This window comes from Leucobacter luti (genome assembly GCF_004217175.1).
Classification (GTDB): domain Bacteria; phylum Actinomycetota; class Actinomycetes; order Actinomycetales; family Microbacteriaceae; genus Leucobacter; species Leucobacter luti.
This window is the reverse complement of sequence record NZ_SHKI01000003.1, coordinates 339,229-356,990: the sequence shown is the minus strand read 5'-3', so window position 1 is coordinate 356,990 and position 17,762 is coordinate 339,229. Positions and strand designations below refer to the sequence as shown.

Annotated in this window: 15 protein-coding genes; 6 read left to right on the top strand and 9 right to left on the bottom strand. The window is 70.3% G+C overall.

Annotated elements, in window-relative coordinates; translation table 11 throughout:
- The first annotated feature begins 56 nt into the window (after positions 1-56).
- The 3 genes from EV139_RS04770 (at position 57) to EV139_RS04765 (ending at position 3,549) form a co-directional block, all read left to right on the top strand.
- The gene (locus tag EV139_RS04770; protein WP_130453173.1) at positions 57-1,067 is read left to right on the top strand and encodes an ABC transporter substrate-binding protein; all 1,011 of its coding nucleotides are present in this window, start codon (positions 57-59) and stop codon (positions 1,065-1,067) included.
- Positions 1,068-1,156: 89 nt separating this feature from the next.
- Positions 1,157-2,188 (top strand): class I mannose-6-phosphate isomerase, encoded by a 1,032-nt coding sequence (locus EV139_RS15840; protein ID WP_157992995.1) that lies wholly within the window; start codon positions 1,157-1,159, stop codon positions 2,186-2,188.
- Positions 2,185-3,549 (top strand): FGGY-family carbohydrate kinase, encoded by a 1,365-nt coding sequence (locus EV139_RS04765; protein ID WP_157992994.1) that lies wholly within the window; start codon positions 2,185-2,187, stop codon positions 3,547-3,549. Before EV139_RS15840 ends, EV139_RS04765 begins: the two co-directional genes overlap by 4 nt.
- Positions 3,550-3,583: 34 nt before the next feature.
- Here EV139_RS04765 and EV139_RS04760 read toward each other — a convergent pair whose 3' ends face one another.
- A complete protein-coding gene (locus tag EV139_RS04760; protein ID WP_130453171.1) occupies positions 3,584-4,531 on the bottom strand; it encodes a 1-phosphofructokinase family hexose kinase in 948 nt (315 codons plus the stop codon).
- Positions 4,532-4,580: 49 nt separating this feature from the next.
- On the opposite strand from EV139_RS04760, the gene EV139_RS04755 reads away from it, so the two are divergent.
- Together EV139_RS04755 and xylB are read left to right on the top strand one after the other, a co-directional pair.
- A complete protein-coding gene (locus EV139_RS04755) occupies positions 4,581-5,399 on the top strand; it encodes a class II fructose-bisphosphate aldolase (protein WP_130453170.1) in 819 nt (272 codons plus the stop codon).
- A gap of 2 nt (positions 5,400-5,401) precedes the next feature.
- Entirely contained in the window at positions 5,402-6,859 is a 1,458-nt protein-coding gene (gene xylB / locus EV139_RS04750) for a xylulokinase (RefSeq protein WP_130453169.1), read from the top strand.
- A gap of 80 nt (positions 6,860-6,939) precedes the next feature.
- On the opposite strand, the gene EV139_RS04745 is transcribed toward xylB, so the two are convergent.
- From EV139_RS04745 to EV139_RS04715, 7 genes are all read right to left on the bottom strand, one after another.
- Positions 6,940-8,403, bottom strand: a complete 1,464-nt coding sequence (locus tag EV139_RS04745; protein WP_130453168.1) for a rhamnulokinase — start codon at positions 8,401-8,403, stop codon at positions 6,940-6,942.
- A 4-nt stretch (positions 8,404-8,407) separates the two neighbouring features.
- Positions 8,408-9,577, bottom strand: a complete 1,170-nt coding sequence (gene rhaI, locus EV139_RS04740; RefSeq protein WP_130453167.1) for an L-rhamnose isomerase — start codon at positions 9,575-9,577, stop codon at positions 8,408-8,410.
- A gap of 28 nt (positions 9,578-9,605) precedes the next feature.
- Positions 9,606-9,959, bottom strand: a complete 354-nt coding sequence (locus EV139_RS04735; protein ID WP_130453166.1) for an L-rhamnose mutarotase — start codon at positions 9,957-9,959, stop codon at positions 9,606-9,608.
- A gap of 76 nt (positions 9,960-10,035) precedes the next feature.
- Positions 10,036-11,085, bottom strand: coding sequence for a rhamnose ABC transporter substrate-binding protein (gene rhaS / locus EV139_RS04730; protein ID WP_130453165.1), 1,050 nt, complete (start codon positions 11,083-11,085; stop codon positions 10,036-10,038).
- 61 nt (positions 11,086-11,146) lie between these two features.
- Positions 11,147-12,217 carry an ABC transporter permease gene (locus EV139_RS04725; protein ID WP_130453164.1) on the bottom strand — a complete coding sequence of 357 codons (1,071 nt, stop codon included), beginning with the start codon at positions 12,215-12,217 and terminating at the stop codon, positions 11,147-11,149.
- Entirely contained in the window at positions 12,214-13,248 is a 1,035-nt protein-coding gene (locus tag EV139_RS04720; RefSeq protein ID WP_130453163.1) for an ABC transporter permease, read from the bottom strand. The genes EV139_RS04725 and EV139_RS04720 overlap by 4 nt, the downstream gene beginning before the upstream one ends.
- Positions 13,245-14,774, bottom strand: coding sequence for a sugar ABC transporter ATP-binding protein (locus EV139_RS04715; RefSeq protein WP_130453162.1), 1,530 nt, complete (start codon positions 14,772-14,774; stop codon positions 13,245-13,247). The genes EV139_RS04720 and EV139_RS04715 overlap by 4 nt, the downstream gene beginning before the upstream one ends.
- Before the next feature lie 227 nt (positions 14,775-15,001).
- Between EV139_RS04715 and EV139_RS04710 the strand changes: the two genes are divergently transcribed.
- On the top strand, positions 15,002-16,021 hold the full coding sequence (locus EV139_RS04710) for a LacI family DNA-binding transcriptional regulator (protein ID WP_130453161.1): 1,020 nt from the start codon (positions 15,002-15,004) through the stop codon (positions 16,019-16,021).
- A gap of 530 nt (positions 16,022-16,551) precedes the next feature.
- Here the strand turns inward: EV139_RS04710 and hpaD are convergent.
- Positions 16,552-17,547, bottom strand: coding sequence for a 3,4-dihydroxyphenylacetate 2,3-dioxygenase (gene hpaD, locus EV139_RS04705; RefSeq protein ID WP_130453160.1), 996 nt, complete (start codon positions 17,545-17,547; stop codon positions 16,552-16,554).
- Positions 17,548-17,762: the final 215 nt, after the last annotated feature.

The window sequence follows — 17,762 nt, the reverse complement described above, 5'->3', positions numbered from 1 at the left end:
CCAACAGCTTTACCTCTTGTACTGCACCACCCCTCACCCACGAAAGTAGGAAAGACATGAACATCATCAAGCGCAGCGCCGCGCTTCTCGCGGTGTCGGCCCTGGCCGTCTCGCTCGCAGCGTGCACCACGGGAAGCCAGAACGCCGAGTCTGGCAGCACTGAGTCGGCCGGACAGCTGACCGAAGCCGACCTCGCCGGTAAGACCATCGGCTTCATCCCGGGGGTCAACGATCCGTTCTACATCTCGATGCAGTGCGCGATCGAGACCGCGGCTGAGGGCTATGGCCTGAAGGTGTCCGCGCAGATCCCCGAGCAGTTCGAAGCTGCCGTGCAGACGCCCATCGTGAACTCGATGGTTGCCACGAAGCCGGCGGCGCTCCTGATCGCGCCGACCGACGGCAAGGCGCTCGAGCCGCCGCTGAAGCAGGCGGTCGACGCGGGAGTGCCGGTTGGCCTCGTCGACACCACGCTCGACGACCCAGAACTGGCGTTCACCTCGGTCGCGACCGACAACGAGCAGGGCGGCGCTGCGGCTGCAGACGCGCTCGCTGAGCTTGTTGACGGCAAGGGCAAGGTGCTCGTCATCGCGTTCAAGGCGGGAGCTTCGACCTCCGACGCACGACAGAAGGGCTTCGAGGACCAGATCGCGACGCACAGCGGGATCGAGTACATCGGCGCGCAGATCAACGACAACGACCCCGCAAAGGCCGCGTCGATTGTGCAGGCAGCGATCGCGGCAAACCCGGACCTCACCGGCATCTTCGCCACGAACCTCTTCGCAGCGCAGGGCGCCGCGACGGGCCTGCGCAACGCGAACGCACAGGGTGACGTGAAGATCGTCGGTTTCGACGCGGGCTCGACCCAGATCGAGCAGCTTGAGCGCGGCGACGTGCAGGCGCTCGTGGCGCAGAAGCCGAGCGATATCGGCACGCAGGCCGTCGAGCAGGCCGTGGCCTACCTCACCGGTGGCGACGTGACCCCGCAGATCGGCACCGAGACGGTCGTTATCACGCAGGAAAACCTTGAGAGCATGCAGGATGCAATCTACAAGGAGTCCTGCAGCTAGCTGACCCACGACCGGGCGGGCGCGCGGCCCGCGCCCGCCCGGTCACGCTCGATTCCGAGCCCACACACCCCGAGCACCGAGGAGACGCCGTGACCGACACCGGCATCATCGAACTCCAAGCGAATCAGCCGGAGGCCCGGCCGTACCGCGGCGGCAGCGGTATCGCCCGATTCCGTGGCGAACCGCAGCCGGACGCGTTCAGGCCCGAGGACTTCCTCGGCTCAACCACCGAGGTGCACGCCGGTGGCGGCGTCGGGCTCACCCGCCTCCCCGACGGGCGCCAGCTGCGTGAGGCGATCGCGGCGGACCCGATCGGGTTCCTCGGCACTGCCTCGCCCAGCGCCAGCGCCGGTGAGAACGGGCTCCTCACCAAGCTCCTCAGCACCGACGAGCGGCTCTTCGTGCATTCGCACCCCAGCGACGAGTTTGCCCGCGAGCACGGCCTCGGCTGTACGGGGAAGACCGAGTCCTGGTTCGTGCTCGACGTCGCCGAGGGGTCCGAGCCATATGTGCTGCTCGGTTTCAGCCGGGAGGTGGCCCCCGCCGAACTCGCCGACTGGTTTGAGCAGCAGGACGTCGCCGCGATGGTCTCGGCGATGCACCGAATTCCGGTCGCGCCGGGCGACACCTTTCACGTTCCGGCCGGCGTGCCGCACGGCATCGGCCCCGGGCTGACCTTGGTCGAGTTGCAGCAACCCACCGACCTCTCAATCCTTCTCGAGTACACCGGCTTTCCCGGTCTCGATCGCGACTCCGCGCTGCTTGGTATGCCGCGCGACCGCGCGCTCTCCGCCATCCGGCGCGCCGCGGTGCCGCACGCAGAACTCGCTGCGCTGCGCGAGAACCGGACCGCGCTCGGACGAGTGCAGCGGCTCTTTCCCGCCGCGGCCGACCCCTTCTACGCGGCCGAACGCGTGCGGCCGGGCTCGGCGGACGCGATACTCCGCGCCGGATTCGCGATCATCGTGGTGCGTGCTGGCTCTGGCGAGATCCGGACGGCGCGCGGCGCGGTAGCCGCGGCGCCGGGCCGCGTGTTCCTCGCCAGGCACGACGCTGGCGAACTGCGCATCGACCCGGCGCTCGACCTGGTGGTCTGCCGCCCCGCCGAGGACGCGGCGTGACCGACACCCCACTGCTGCTCGGTGTCGACCTCGGCACCACGAGCGTCAAGGCGGTCGTATTCACGCACGCCGGTCGTGCCGCTGCCGTGGGAAGGCACGCCACACCCTGGACGGTGACGGCGGATGGCGCCGAGACGAGCGCAGAGGGGCTCCGGGACGCTACGTTCGCGGCGATCCGCTCGGCCCTCGACCACGCACCTGCCGGGCGCATCGCCGGGATCGGCATCGCGAGCTTTGCCGAGGCCGGGGTGCTGCTCGACGCCGCCGGGGAATCGCTCGCCCCCGTGATCGCGTGGTACGACCGCCGAGACACGCGTGAACTCGCGGAGTTGAGCGACCGATTCGGCGGCGAGTTCTCAACGATGACCGGCCTCCCACTTGCGCAGCAGTGGTCGCTCACGAAGAGTCGGTGGCTCGGCCGACACCACCCCGAGGCCGTGGCGCGCGCAAGGTTACGCCTGAACATGGGCGACTGGATCGCGCACGCCCTCGGCGGGCGAGCGGCGAGTGAACCCTCGCTCGCCTCGCGCACCGGCTGGCTCGCACTGGCGGAACGCGCGCCCTGGCCGGCGGCGCTCGAGTACGCCGGGGTGGCGGCCGAGTGGGTGCCGGAACTCGCCGACGCCGGCACGGATCTCGGCGCAGTGCAGGCCGGAATCCACCCGCGGCTCACCGGCGCGCGCATCGCCGTCGCCGGGCACGACCACCAGGCAGCAGCCGTCGGCGCCGGGGCGTGGCACTCCGGGGACACCCTCGACTCGTGCGGCACCGCCGAAGCCCTCGTGCGCACGGCGGACCCGGGACTCAGCTCCGAGACGGTCGCACGGCTCACCGCTGGCGGGGTGACCGTCGGCTGGCACGCGCTTCCGGGACAATGGTGCCTCCTTGGCGCGTCCGAGGGGGGCCGTGCACTCGGCACGCTCCTCGCGGCGCTCGAGGTGCAAGACCTTACGGCGGGGATTGACGCGCGAGCCCGCGCGTTGCACGCCTCGCCTCGCGCCACCACGCTGCCGAGCGTCGGTTCGGACACGAGCGCTGCCGACATCCGAGCGCGCGCAGCGGCGGCGCGGGACACCGCTGACGACGGAGCGGCGGCTGCAGCGCTGTGGCGTGGCTCGGTCGAACGCGTCACGGGTGAGGCGCGGGAGCTCGCGGACTTGATGGCCACCGCCGCCGGGCCGAGCAAGCGCATGCTCGCGGTCGGCGGCTGGACGGCGAGCGCGGCGCTCGTTGACGCGAAGCGGCGGCAGCTCGGCCGTGTTGAACTCCCCGAAATCGAGGAGGCCGGTGCCCGCGGTGCCGCGCTCTTCGCCGGGGTCGCGGCGGGAATGTGGGACCGTGTTGCGAACTCGGAGTTCTAGGAAGACGTGCGCCGGTGAGTCCCTGGCGACCCGACTACTCAGAGTCCGGTGTCAGCGGCCGATCCCAGTCGATCGTGTCGGTGCACCACTCATCCAGTTCCGCCGCGGGGAGCACGTTGAAGAGCGTGGTCGGGTGGGCGACGGCGGAGGCCCCCCAGCGCACCGCGGTGCGCACGGCGTTTCGTCGATCCGAACGGGCCGCGAGGAAGCCGGCGAGCGTCGCGTCGCCGGCGCCGACGGCGTTGACGACCCGGTCCGGCCGGGCACCGGCCCACAGCTCGCCTGCCCCGTCGACCAGCAGCGCGCCGTCGGCTCCCAAACTGACGAGCACACAGCCGACGCCGTGCCGCTCACGCAGCGCGCGTGCGGCGTCGCGGACTTCCCCCAGCGTGCCGAGCTCGCGGCCCACGATCTCCGCGAGCTCGTGGGCGTTCGGCTTCACGAGATCGGGTGCCGCGGCGAGCGCCGCGACGAGCGCGGGGCCAGAACTGTCGACCGCGGTGAACAGCCCGAGTTCGCGGCCGAGCGCGACGAGCTCAGCGTGCAGGGTCGCGTCCGTCCCCGGGGGCAAGCTTCCAGCGGTGAGCAGCGCGTCGGCGCCCTGCGCGGCGAGCGCACGCACGCGGTCGGCGAGCCCCGCTCGCTCCGCAGCGCCGAGCGCCTGGCTCGACGTGTTCACCTTGGTGTCGGGCTGCCCGTCAACGAGCAGGGTGACGTTGGTGCGTACGGGACCCCCCGGCGTGAACGAGTACGGCACGCCGAGCGCAGACAGTTCGCGCGCCATGAACTCTGTGCCGTCACCGGCCGCGGCGAGAATTGCGTGAGTCGGAATTCCGGCGCGCTGCAGCGCCGCCGAGACGTTGACGCCCTTGCCGCTCGGCTCCCGCAGCTCGTGTGCGGCGCGGTGCACGAGGCCAAAGCTGAACTCAGGGACCCCGATCGTCCAGTCGATCGCGGGGGATGGGGTCACAGTGATCAACACCGTCTTAGTCTAGCAATGGCGCCGGTTTCGGGGCCCGGAGGAGGAACACATGATCGCTTCAAGTGAGCTTGTCGCGCAGTCGCGGCGGACGGGCGTTCTCGCAGTGAATATCGTGACGATTGAGCACGTGATCGGCGCGATTACCGGGGCCGAGCGGGTGGGGAAACCGCTCATCCTGCAGCTCAGCGAGAACGCGATTGCCTTCCACGGAGCCGTCGAACCGATCGCGGCAGCGGCGCGAGCCGCGGCCGAACTCGCGACCGTGCCGATCGTGCTGCACCTCGACCACATCACCGATCTGGCGCTCGCTGCGCGCGCACCGGAACTCGGATTCGGATCGGTGATGTACGACGGCGCCGCGCTGCCGTTCGCGGAGAACGTCGCGCGCACGCACGAGGTGACCGAACAGCTGCACGCTGCCGGCGTGCGCGTTGAGGCGGAGCTCGGTGAGATCGGCGGGAAGCTCGGTGCGCACGCTCCCGGGGTCCGCACCGACCCCGCTGAGGCCGCTGACTTCGTCTCGCGCACGGGGGTTGACGCGCTCGCCGTCGCGGTCGGATCGGAGCACGCGATGACCACACGCGACGCGCGCCTCGACCTGGCGCTCATCGCCGAGCTCGCGGCAGCGGTGCCGGTACCGCTCGTGCTGCACGGTTCGTCGGGGGTCTCGGACGCAGGAATTCGCGATGCGATCGCCGCCGGGGTGACGAAGATCAACGTCGGCACTGCGCTGGGCGTCGCGTTTACCGCCGCGACGCGCGACGCGCTCGCGGATCCGACGCTGGTTGACCCGCGGAAGTTCCTTGCCCCGGCGCGGGCAGCCGTGGCAGATGAGGTCGCTCGTCTGCTCAACACGGTGATCGGCTAGCCGTGGCACGCGCAGTGGTGGTCGGGGTCGACTCGTCGACCCAGTCGTGCAAGGTTGAGCTGCGCGCGAGCGAGGACGGGGAGCTGCTCGGCTTTGGCTCGGCGCCGCACCCGCACACGGTGCCGCCGATCAGCGAACAAGATCCAGCGGCGTGGTGGGAAGCCCTCGTGATCGCGCTCGGCCACGCGCGACGCGCGGCCGGCGACGTGGACATCGTGAGCATTGGCATCGCCGGGCAGTGCCACGGTTTCGTGCCGCTCGACGCGGCCGGCCGGGTGATCAGGCCCGCAAAGCTCTGGAACGACACGACCGCTGCCCCGGAGCTTGCGGCGCTCGTCGCCGAGGTGGGAGCGGCCGAGTTCGCGCGGTCGATCGGCTCAGTGCCAACCGCCGCGTTTACGATCGCGAAGATCGCGTGGCTCCGCGCCCACGAACCCAGCAGCTTCGCGCGGCTGCGCACAGTGCTCCTGCCGCATGACTACCTCGCGTACCGACTCACCGGACGGTTCGCGACCGACCGCTCAGACGCCTCAGGCACCGGCTACTTCGACCCCGCCGAAAACGTCTACAGGATCGAGCACCTGCAGCGGATCGACCCCGAGGTCGACTGGGCTCCGATGCTGCCCGAGGTGCTCGGCCCCGAGGGGATCGCTGGGACGGTGCTCCCCGAGGTCGCTGCGGAACTGGGGATCCGGGCGGGTGCGCGCGTCAGCGCCGGCGCTGGCGATCAGCACGCGTCTGCGCTGGGGCTCGGGATCCGGGACGGCGACCTCGTCTGCTCCTTCGGCACCTCGGGAGTCGTGGTGACCACGACGCCCGCCCCGCTCGCCGACGAGAGCGGGATCGTCAGCGGGACGGCTAACCTCACGGGCGGCTTCCTCCCACTGGTCTGCACGCTCAACGGTGCAAAGGTGACCGACGCCTTCGCACGGATTCTCGGAGTTGACCACGCCGAGCTGTCGCGGCTCGCGCTCGCGGCCGGTGCCTCCGGCCCGGTGCTCGCCGCCTACCTCGACGGTGAGCGCACTCCCAACCGGCCGGGGGCGGCCGGACTCCTCGCGGACATTACGACCGAGGTCACTCGCGAGGAGATCGCGCGCGCTGCGGTGGAGGGCGTGGTCTTCGGACTGCGCGTTGGTGTCGAGGGGATCGACCGGCTGGGAATCGACACCGGGGGCGACGTATTCGCCATCGGCGGCGGCGCACGCTCGGCGGCCACAACGCAGGTGCTCGCCGACGCCCTCAACCGCGAGGTGCGGCTCGTTGACGCCGCCGAGCCGGTGGCGCGCGGGGCCGCGGTGCAGGCCGCCGCGGTGCAGCACGGGGCGACGGTCGGTGAACTCGGCGAAGCCTGGCGGCCGCCGCAGCTCCGCGCGATTGAGCCGCGCGGAGCCGGGTTCACCGCCGAGCGTTACGCGCGGTATCGCGAGGCCGCCGCCGTCACCGCGCTCGACGCGTAGCGCCCGGGCGCTTTACGTCCGGCGCCCTGCGCCTGATGCACGGGGTCCTCCCGCTGGCCTCGGGCGCTTGGCGCCCCGAATCAGGGGGCTGCGGCCGCAGGCGCCGATCCCGGCAGGTAGGTGACCACCGGTGCTGAGCGGGAGACGACCGCGCGCAGGTCGGCGAGTTCGGGCCCGATCTGTCCGAGCGCCTGTGCCTGCACGAGCATGTTGCCCATGGCGGTCGCCTCGACGGGACCGGCAACCACGGGCAGCCCGGCGCGGTCGGCGAGCGCCTGGCAGAGGAGGCGATTCTGCGATCCGCCACCCACCACATGGATGACCCGCACCTCGCGGTCGGCAAGCCGGGCCCCCGTGGCGACGGCGTCGGCGAATGCCGCTGCGAGGCTCTCAACGATCGAGCGCACGATTGCCGCCTCGCCCTCGGGTGCTCGCTCACCGCGCTCGGTGAACCAGGCGCCGATGCGGCCGGGAATATCGCCCGGCGGCATAAACACGGCATCGTTCACATCGAAGATCTGCACCGGCCCCGTGACGCGAGCCGCGGCGTCGAGCAGCTCGGCGAGCCGACTCGACCGCTGCGCGTCAGTGCCGCGCTCCCAGTGTCGCAGCGACTCGGAGAGCAACCACAGCCCCATGACGTTGTGCAAGAAGCGGGTGGTGCCTGCGACGCCGCCCTCGTTGGTGAAGTTCGCGGCGCGAGCCGCCTCGGTCAGCACCGGGGCGTCGAGTTCGAGCCCGACCAGGCCCCAGGTCCCGCATGACACGTACGCGAAGTCCTGACCGGTGCTCGGTATCGCAGCGACCGCAGAGGCGGTGTCGTGCGACGCAACCGCGACCAGCTCGAGTGGGCGCCCCACCACCGCGGCGACCTCAGGGGAGAGCGGGCCGAGGCGCGTGCCTGGATTGACGAGCTGCGGCAGGATCCGGCCAGGAATCCCGAGGGACTCAGCGAGCTCAAGGTCCCACTCCTGCGTGCGCGCGTCGAGCAGCCCGGTGGTCGAGGCGTTCGTGCGCTCCGCGACCTCAGCGCCGGTGAGCCAGTGCGCCAGCAGGTCGGGTATGAGCAGGAGCCGGTCCGCGCTGGCGAGCAGATCGCCCTCGGTTGCGAGCTGGAAGACCGTGTTGAACGGCAGGTGCTGCAGCCCGTTGCGCGCGTAGAGCTCGGCAGCTGAGACCCGCGCGTGCACGGCGGCAACCCCCGTCTCACAGCGCGCGTCACGATAGTGGTAGGGCACGCCGAGCGACCGCCCGCCCCGCAGCAGGCCATAGTCGACCGCCCACGAGTCGATGCCCACCGACGCGATCTCGCCCGGCGCTCCGCGCTCGGCGAGGGCGAGACCGGCGAGGGTCTGCCGGTACAGCTCAAGCAGGTTCCAGTGCAGGCCGTCTCGGGTGCGCACCGGGTCGTTTGCGAAGCGCGCGATGTGCTGCGTGCGCAGCTCGGGCCCCGTCTGACCATGCTCGATGCGGCCAACGATGACCCTGCCACTTGTCGCTCCGAGATCGACCGCGGCAACCTGCCCGGGAACCGTGCGTGCCACTCGGCTACGCCCCCCAGCTCGCCTGCGCGCCGCCGACGCGCTCGGCGTTGATGCGCTGCTGGTAGCCGGAGGCGGCGTAGGCAGCCATGGGGTCGGCCGGCAGGCCGCGCGACTCGCGCCACTCGGCGAGCGCCGGGCGCACGTCCGTGTAGAACGCGTCCATGAACACGGCGTTCGCGCCGAGCACGTCACCGGAGGCCTCCGCTGCGGCCAGCGCATCGCGGTCGAGCAGCAGGGCGCGCGCGGTCATCTCCTGCACGTTGAGCACCGAGCGGATCTGCCCGGGGATCTTCTCCTCGATGTTGTGGCACTGGTCGAGCATGAACGCCACGTCCGGGTTGTTGAGCCCGCCGCCGCGCACCACCTCAGCGATGATCCGGAACAGCTGGAACGGGTCAGCGGCGCCCACGATGAGGTCATCGTCGGCGTAGAAGCGGCTGTTGAAGTCGAACGCGCCGAGCTTGCCGAGGCGGAGCAGCTGCATCACGATGAACTCGATGTTGGTGCCCGGCGCGTGGTGGCCGGTGTCGAGGCAGACCATCGCGCGCTCGCCGAGGGCGCTGACCTGCGCGTACGAGGTCCCCCAGTCGGGCACGTCGGTGTGGTAGAACGCGGGCTCAAAGAACTTGTACTCGAGCACGAGGCGCTGCTCGCCGGAGAGGCGCGCGTAGACCTCCTGCAGGGACTCCTGCAGCCGGTCCTGGCGGCCGCGCATGTCGACCTGACCGGGGTAGTTTGAGCCGTCCGCGAGCCAGATCTTCAGGTCGCGCGAACCGGTGGCGTCCATCACGTCGATGCAGCGCAGGTGGTGGTCGATCGCCTTGCGGCGGATCGCGGGATCCACGTGCGTGAGGGCGCCAAACTTGTAGTCCTCGTCCTGGAACGTGTTCGAGTTGACCGTGCCGAGGCTCACGCCGAGGTTCTCGGCGTGCGTGCGGAGCGCCGCGTAATCGTCAACGAGGTCCCAGGGGATGTGGAGCGCCACCGCGGGCGCGAGGCCGGTGAGGCGGTGCACCTCCGCGGCGTCGGCGATCTTCTCGAACGGGTCGCGCGGGGTGCCCGGCGTCGAGAACACCTTGAACCGCGTGCCCGAGTTGCCGTACGCCCACGAGGGGACCTCAACGGCCTGCTGCGCGAGGGTGGCGAAGTGTTCGGGAGTCAGCTGCGTGCTCATGATCTGCGCTTTCTTTCGTGTCTCGCGCTTACGCGCGATCCGAGCCCGACGGGGTGCGGGCGAGTTGGTTCTCGAGGTTGAACACCTCGGTAAGTCGGGGCGCCTCCTGGTCGGGGCGGCCGACCTCGGCGACGAAGAACTCCGCCATGTCTGCCTCCCACCGGGTGGTGCGCGGGTCAGCGGCGAGCGCGCGCTGCGCTGCGTCGTCGTCATCGGTCTCGTAGTAGCCGATGAGGAGGCCGTCTGGGCGGAGAAACAGCGAGTAGTTGCGGCGTCCGGCGTCGGCGATCGCGGCGAGCATCTCGGGCCACACGGCCGCGTGACGGGCCGTGTACTCGGCGAGCCGCTCGGGCTTGACCTGCAGTTCGAAGCAGACGCGCATCGGTTCTCCTGTGTGAGCTGGGGAGTGGGGAGGGGGAGTGTGGTGCCCCGGCCGCGCCGGGGCACCGCACGGGCGACTAGAAGTCGAAGTCGCCGATGTTTTCCTTGTTGAAGCGGTACGGGTCGCCGAGCAGCACGACGCCGTCCTTTGCGACGGTGTACTCGCCGAGATCGCCCGCCTCGAAGGTGTCGCCCTCGGCGCCGGTGATGTCGCCGGCCACGAGCGCGTTTGCCGCGTAGGCCGTGAGGTAGCCGAGCTCCTCCGGGTTCCAGAGCGCGAACTCGGTGACGGTGCCGTCTTCGACGTACTCACGCATCTGGTTCGGGGTGCCGAGGCCGGTCAGCGCGACCTTCCCCTTTGCGTCCGAGGTGGAGAGGTAGCGCGCCGCAGCGGCGATGCCGACGGTGGTCGGCGACACGATGCCCTTGAGTTCCGGGTACGTCTGCAGCAGCGCCGCCGTCTTGTCGAAGGAGGTCTGATCGTCGTCGTCGCCGTACACGACCTCAACGAGCTCGATGTCGGGGTGGCTCGCGGCGAGCTCTTCCTTCATCATGTCGATCCAGGCGTTCTGATTCGTCGCGTTTGCGGCAGCCGAGAGTACGGCGATCTCGCCCGCGTCGCCGATCTGCTCGGCGATCATGTCGACCTGCACCTTGGCGATGCCCTCGGCGTCAGCCTGGTTCACGAAGATGTCGCGGCAGTCGGTGTTCGTGTCCGAGTCGAAGGTGACGACCTTGATCCCGGCGTCGCGCGCCTCGGTCAGGGCGTCACAGATCGCCTTCGGGTCGTTCGCCGAGACTGCGAGCGCGTCGACGCCCTGCTGGGTCGCGGTGTTGATGAAGCTGACCTGCCCGTCGGGCGTCGCCTCGGCGGGGCCGACCTCGTTGAAGGTGCCGCCGAACGCCTCGACCGCGGCCTTGCCGCCCTTGCTCGACGTGTCGAAGTAGGGGTTGCCGAGGTTTTTCGGGATGAACGTGACGCTCGCCCCCGCGGCGTCGCCGGAGCCCGAGTCGGATCCGGATCCGCTTGCCGCGTCGGTGCCGCCCGAGCAGCCCGACAGGAGGAGCGCGGCGCTTGCCGCGAGGGCGACGAGTGCGCCCGCCTTCTTATTCTTCTGGAACCACATTGTTCGTTTCCTTTCAGTGCCCGCGATGCGGGGCCGTGGTGAGGTGGAGCAGAGTGCACATTTAGGAGGCTGCGCCGGATGACCCGGCGAGCGTGAGTTTTGGGCCGGCGCGGCGCCGGTTTCTGAACGCGGCGAACACGCTCGACGACACGACCGCGGCGATGAGCAGCACGCCGGTGATGATGTTGATCACGTCGGAGGTGACATTGGCGAGGCGCAGCGCGCTGGCGAGCACGCCGATGAGGAGCACACCGGCGACGACGCCGTGGAGCGCGCCGCGACCGCCGAAGATCGAGACGCCGCCGAGGAGCACCGCGGCGATCACCTGCATCTCCATGCCGGTCGCGTTGTCGCCGCGAGCGCTGCCGTAGCGGAGCGTGTAGTAGATCCCGGCGAGCGCGGCGACGGCCCCGCTGAGCGCAAAGAGCAGCAGCTTGGTGCGCGCCACGTTGACTCCCGAGAATCGCGCTGCCTCCGGGGAGAGCCCGATCGCGAAGACGCCGCGGCCGAAGCGGGTGAAGTGCAGCAGGATCGCGAACACGACGGCGAGCGCCACGAACAGGAGGATGACGACGGGGATCCCGGTCGAGCCGATCTTTGCCTTCGCGAGACCGGACCAGAACTCGGGGAAGTCGGTGACCGCCGTGGTGCCGAGCAGCCCGACCGCGAGCCCGCGGTACAGGGCGAGCGTGCCGATGGTGACCGCGAGCGACGGCAGGCCGACCGTGGTGATCAGGAAGCCATTGAACAGGCCGCAGAGCACGCCAGCGATCAGGGCGATGATGATCGTGATCCCGAACGGGACGCCGGCCTGCGTGAGCACCCCGGTGAGCACGCTCGAGAATCCGACGACGCTGGCGACCGAGAGGTCGATCTCGCCCGTCACGATGATCGCGGTCATCGGCAGCGCGATGATGAGGATCGGGAACATGTCGAGGAGCAGGTAGGTCATCGTGATCTGGCTGCCGAAGTTTGGCACGATCGCCGAGGCGGCGATCACCACGACCACGAACAGCGCGATGATCGCGGCCTCGCGGGTGAGCAGCAGGCGCTGCCAGAGCGGCCGATCGTAGTCGGCGATGGGGCGGAACCCAGCGGTGGTGGGTGCTGGGGCGGTTACCGGTGCGCTCATCGCGTCGTCTCCCGTGCTTCGATCAGCTTTCGATGTTGTCTGACGGCGATCACCCGATCGAGCACGATCGCGCCGATGATCAGGACGCCGACGACGGCGCGCTGCCAGAAATCTGGCACCCCGAGCACGGGCAGCGCTCGGTTGATGGTGAGCAGGAGCAGGGCACCGATCGCGGCGCCCCACACGGATCCAACGCCGCCGAAGATCGCGACGCCGCCGATCACGGCCGCACCGATCGCGTCGAGCTCCCAGCCGGAACCGGCCTGCGAGTTGATCGTGCCGTAGCGCGCCGCGTAGAGCACGCCGGCGAAGCCGGAGAGCGCACCCGAGAGCACGAACGCGGTGATGATGCGGCGCGTCACCGGGAGGCCGTAGAGCTGGGCCGCGTCGGGATCGGAGCCGATCGCGTAGTTCTCGCGGCCGGCGCGGGTGTTGCGCATCCACCAGGCAACGGCGATGAGCACGATCACGGCGATGATGGTGAGCACCGGGATCGAGAACACCTGCGCGGTGCCGAGGCCGAGGAACTCCTTCGGCATGTCCGAGGCGTTGATGCGGTCGGAGCCCGTCCACCACACGTTGATGCCGCGGAACGCGTACATCGTACCGAGGGTGATCACCAGGGCCGGGACCCGGGCGAACGCCACCAGCGCGCCGTTGATGAGCCCGAGCAGGCCGCCGAATACCACGGCGATCACCACGACCGCGATCACCGGGATCCCCGGCATGTCGATGAAGAGGCGGCCGGTCAGGTACGCGCTCAGGCCGAGCACCGAGCCGACCGACAGGTCAACGTTGCGGGTGATCAGCACGACCGCCTGGCCCACGGCCACCAGCATCAGCAGCGACGGTGTGAGCCACAGGTCGCGGTATCCGTCGACGGAGAACAGGAAGTTTGGGTTCTTCAGCGTCGCCGCAGCGATCACGAGGATCACGGCGAGCAGGATGCTCGCCTCGCGGGCGCGTGTCAGCCGGCCGAGCGCGGTGCTGAACGCGCCGCGGGTGGGCGGGGCTGTGGTCGTTGCGGTCATGCGGCCTGCTCCGTCTGCGTGGTCGGGTTCTGGGTTGCGGCGCGCATCACGTTCTCCTGAGTTGCCTCGGCGCGGTCGATCGTTGCGGTGATCCGGCCCTCGCGCATCACGACGACGCGGTCGGCCATGCCGAGCACCTCGGGCAGCTCGCTCGAGATCATGAGCACGGCCATCCCCTGGCTCGCGAGCGTCGACAGGAGGCGGTGCACCTCAGACTTCGTGCCGACGTCGATGCCGCGGGTGGGCTCGTCGATGATGAGCACGCGCGGGTTGGTCGCGAGCCACTTGCCGAGCACCACCTTCTGCTGGTTGCCGCCCGAGAGGGTGCCGGCGAGGGTGCTGAGCGCCGTGGTCTTCACCTCCAGCTGCTCCGACCATGGCCGTGCGGCGCGCTGCTCGGCGCGCGCGGTGACGAGCCCCAGCTTCGCGATCGAGTCGAGGATTACCGCGGAGGTGTTGCGGGCGACGCTCTCCTCGAGGACCAGGCCCTGCTTGCGGCGATCCTCGGGCACCAGTGCGAGGCCGGCGCGCATCGCGGCGGTCGGGACGCCCTTGCGGACCCGCTTGCCGGAGAGGCGCACCTCGCCGCTGCGGTAGTCGTCGACGCCAAAGATTGCGCGGGCGACCTCGCTGCGGCCGGCGCCAACGAGCCCGGCGAGGCCCACGATCTCGCCGGCGCGCACGGTGAAGCTGATGTCGCTGAACACGCCGGGGCTCGTGAGCCCGGTCACCTCGAGCAGTGGCTCGCCGATCGTGGTCTCAAGCTTGGGGAAGAGCTCGGTGATCTCGCGGCCCACCATCTCGGCAACGACGCTGTCCGGGTCGGTGTCGGCGATCGCGCGCGTGGAGATGTAGCTGCCGTCGCGCATGACGGTGATGGTGTCGCACAGGGCGAACACCTCGTCGAAGCGGTGCGAGATGAACACGAGGGCGCGGCCCTCGTCGCGCAGTGCGCGGGCGACGTCGAAGAGGCGATCCACCTCGATGCCCGAGAGCGCCGCGGTCGGCTCGTCCATGATCAGGATGCGGGCGTCGAGCGAGATTGCCTTCGCGATCTCGATCATCTGCTGGTCGGCGATCGAGAGGCCGTCGGCCGTCCGATCCGGATCCATGCGCAGGCCGAGCCGGGCGAAGAGCGCCTCGGTCTCCGTGCGCATGCGGGCCCGGTCGATGCGGCCAAAGCGGCCGCGCGGCTGCCGGCCCATGAAGATGTTCTCGGTGACCGAGAGGTCGGGGAAGAGGGTGGGCTCCTGGTAGATCACCGCGATGCCCGCTGCCTTCGCCTCGGCGGTGGTGGTGAAGTCGACCGACTCGCCCGCGAGGCGAATGTCGCCGGCGTCGCGGCGGTAGAGCCCGGCGATGATCTTCACGATCGTCGACTTGCCCGCGCCGTTCTCGCCGACGAGCGCGTGGATCGAGCCCGGGTGGAGGGCGATCGTGCCGTCTCGCAGCGCGACCACGGCGCCGAATGCCTTGGTCACACCGGCGAGCTCAAGCAGGGGCTCGGGGCTGGGTGATCTCTTCATTGAATTCACGGGGCTTCCTGCCGCTCGGGCGGCATCACGCGGTGGGGCTGGTGACGAGATTAATGAATCGTTTCAATCACGTTACGCAGAGTTTAAACACAGTCTTTTTCTGTCGTCAAGTCGATGACCGCGGCGTTGCGGATCCGTTATTGAAGCGTTTCAATTTCGGCGCGCGCTCAATTAGGATGAGGCAGATCACGGCAGGGTGGGCGGACGAGAGGAGCAGCATGACCGCGAGTATCAGAGACGTCGCGCGCGAAGCGGGCGTCTCAGTCGGCACCGTCTCGAACGTGCTCAACCGGCCCGACCGGGTCGCCGCCACCACTATCGCGCGCGTCCACGCGGCCATCGAGCAGCTCGGCTTCGTGCGCAACGACGCCGCGCGACAACTGCGCGCTGGCCGCAGCCGCAGCTTCGGGCTCGTGGTGCTCGATACCCGCAACCCGTTCTTCATGGACGTCGCCCACGGCGCGCAGAGCCGCGCGCTCGACGACGGCTACACGGTGCTCATGGGCGGCAGCGACGACTCGAGCGCCCGCGAGTCGAGCCTGCTCGAAATGTTCGAGGAGCACCGCGTCGCCGGCGTGCTCATTACCCCGGTCCACACCGACCTCGCGCAGCTGCGCAAGCTCCGCGACAGCGGCATCCCGGTGGTGCTCGTCGACCGCGGCTCAAGCGACCGCTCCCTCCCCTCGGTCTCGGTCGACGACGTCGAGGGGGGCCGCATCGCCGCGCGGCACCTGCTCGAGATCGGCCGCACCAGGATCGCGTTCGTCGGCGGGCCGCGCAGCATCGAGCAGGTCGCCGACCGCCTCGCCGGCGTCACCGAGGTGCTCGCGGGGCAGCGCAGCGCAGCGCTCGAGGTGTTCGAGACCGAGGCGCTCAGCGTGCTCGAGGGGCGGCGGATCGGCGAGGAGCTCGCGCTGCTGCCGGCGGAGAGCCGCCCCGACGCGGTGTTCGCCGCCAACGACCTGCTCGCGCTCGGCGTGCTGCAGGCGCTCGTGATGACCGGGTCGCTGCGCGTCCCCGAGGACATCGCGCTCATCGGCTACGACGACATCGACTTCACGCACTCCGCGGTGGTACCCATCACCTCGGTGCGCCAGCCCGCGTTCGAGATCGGCAGCACCGCGGTCGAGCTGCTGCTGCGCGAGGCGGCCCCCGGGGGAGAGCGGGTGCGCGAGCAGATCGTGTTCCAGCCCGAGCTCGTGGTGCGCGCCTCGACCCGCCCGGCCGCCGAGGGGTAGGGCGGGGCGCTCGCTGCGGGGGCTGCGGTGGGGTGCTCGCTGCGGGGGCTGCGGTGGTGGCCCGCGGGGGCTGCGCCGCGGTGGCGCAGCGTGCGCCGTGGCCCGCGGTGGCTGCGGTGGCTGCGGTGGCCCGCGCCGTGGGCCGATGCCCCGCCCCCTCCCACGAGTGTGCGGCTTCGCGGCGAGTGTGCGGCTTCGCGGCCGGTGTGAAGCCGCACGCTCGTGCGTGGATCCTCCACTCGTGCGTGGAGCCAGGCGCCCGAGCGCGAACCCTGCGCTCATGGGGAGCGAGGCGAGCCGTCGGTCCCGATCGTGCGGCCCTCGCCCGTCCCGCCCGTCCATCACCGCCACCTCGCGACGAGTGTGCGGCTCCGCGACGAGTGTGCGGCTTCGCGACCGTTGTGAAGCCGCACGCTCGTGCGTGGATCCTCCACTCGTGGAGGCCGGCGGGGCCGCCGGCGCCGGGAGGGCCCGGGTCGGGCCGGGTGTGTCGGGGCGGCCCTGGACGGGTGCGGCGCCCGCCGGACCGGCTAGTGCAGCCCGAGGTAGGTTTCGAGGGTCTCGGGCGACGCCTGCAGCAGCGGCTCCGCCACCGCTTCGCCGGGGAACTCGCTCGCCTCAAAGAACCAGCGGCGTGATGCCGGCATCCCCCAGAGCTGCGCGCGGCGCGGGTTGCTGATGTCCCAGCGGATGGGCGGCGCCTCCAGGTCGATGAACTGGTAGTGGGTGTTGAACAGCTCGACGCGGTGCTGGTCTGGATCGCGCAGGTAGAGGAACAGCGCGTTGCTGATCCCGTGCCGCCCGGGCCCGCGGTCGATCTCGTCGCCGAACCCCAGCGCGCCCGCCACGTCCGCGGCGTGCAGCAGCGAGGCCCCGTCGGGCACGGCGAACGCGAAGTGGTGGAGGCGCGGGCCGCGCCCGTTGGTGAATACCAGGTCGTGCGTGTTCCCCTTCACTTCCATCCACGATCCCCAGAGCTCGTCGGTGCCGTCCTTCGCGGTGTACTCGGACATGCGCATACCGAGCCCGGTCCAGAACTCCGTCGCGGTCTGCACGTCGTAGGTCACCACCTGGTAGTGGTCGAGCCGCTGCGGCGCCCCGCCGACGAACTCGTCGAAGCGCTGCATCTTGCGCTCAACCACGTCCATGGATGACGTGAACTCCATGAGCGTGCCCACCGGATCTCGGAACTGCAGGGTGGGGCCCTGGTGATCCCGCTCCACGCGCTGGTGCTCGATGCCGGCCGCGGCGAAGAACCTCTCGGCCGCGTAGATGTCGGCGTCGGTGCGCACGCGCAGTCCGACGCGGTGCGCCTGTGCGGTGTCCGAACGCTCAAGAATGAGGCTGTGGTGCGCCGCCTCCTCGAGGCCGCGCAGGTACACCGTGTCGTCGGTTTCAGCGGTGACGACGAGGCCGACCACGTCGCGGTAGAAGTCGCGACTCCGTTCGAGGTCGGTCACGCCGAGCGACACGTGGCTTGCGCGCGTGATGCTGAATTCTGGGTTGTGGTTCGTGACGGGGAGCATGGGGGTCCTCTCGGAGATGGGATCTGGGTGCCGCCGGCCCGACCGTGCCCGGCCCGACCGTGCCCGGCGGCGTTCCCGCCCGGCGGCGTTCCCGCCCGGCGGCGTTCCCGGCAGCGCGCCGGGCGGTATGCCCCAGCATCGCCCAATCGACCCGGGACAGGAACGTCCGGATCGCCTAGAGTGGGCATAGTTTCTCGCTATGGAACGGGCCTGGA

Coding starts and splice junctions, on each gene's coding strand:
- rhaS (WP_130453165.1), bottom strand. CDS start 11,085: ATGTGGTTCCAGAAGAATAAGAAGGCGGGCGCACTCGTCGCCCTCGCG.
- hpaD (WP_130453160.1), bottom strand. CDS start 17,547: ATGCTCCCCGTCACGAACCACAACCCAGAATTCAGCATCACGCGCGCA.
- EV139_RS04770 (WP_130453173.1), top strand. CDS start 57: ATGAACATCATCAAGCGCAGCGCCGCGCTTCTCGCGGTGTCGGCCCTG.
- EV139_RS04720 (WP_130453163.1), bottom strand. CDS start 13,248: ATGACCGCAACGACCACAGCCCCGCCCACCCGCGGCGCGTTCAGCACC.
- EV139_RS04735 (WP_130453166.1), bottom strand. CDS start 9,959: ATGCGCGTCTGCTTCGAACTGCAGGTCAAGCCCGAGCGGCTCGCCGAG.
- rhaI (WP_130453167.1), bottom strand. CDS start 9,577: ATGAGCACGCAGCTGACTCCCGAACACTTCGCCACCCTCGCGCAGCAG.
- EV139_RS04710 (WP_130453161.1), top strand. CDS start 15,002: ATGACCGCGAGTATCAGAGACGTCGCGCGCGAAGCGGGCGTCTCAGTC.
- EV139_RS04715 (WP_130453162.1), bottom strand. CDS start 14,774: ATGAAGAGATCACCCAGCCCCGAGCCCCTGCTTGAGCTCGCCGGTGTG.
- EV139_RS04725 (WP_130453164.1), bottom strand. CDS start 12,217: ATGAGCGCACCGGTAACCGCCCCAGCACCCACCACCGCTGGGTTCCGC.
- EV139_RS04755 (WP_130453170.1), top strand. CDS start 4,581: ATGATCGCTTCAAGTGAGCTTGTCGCGCAGTCGCGGCGGACGGGCGTT.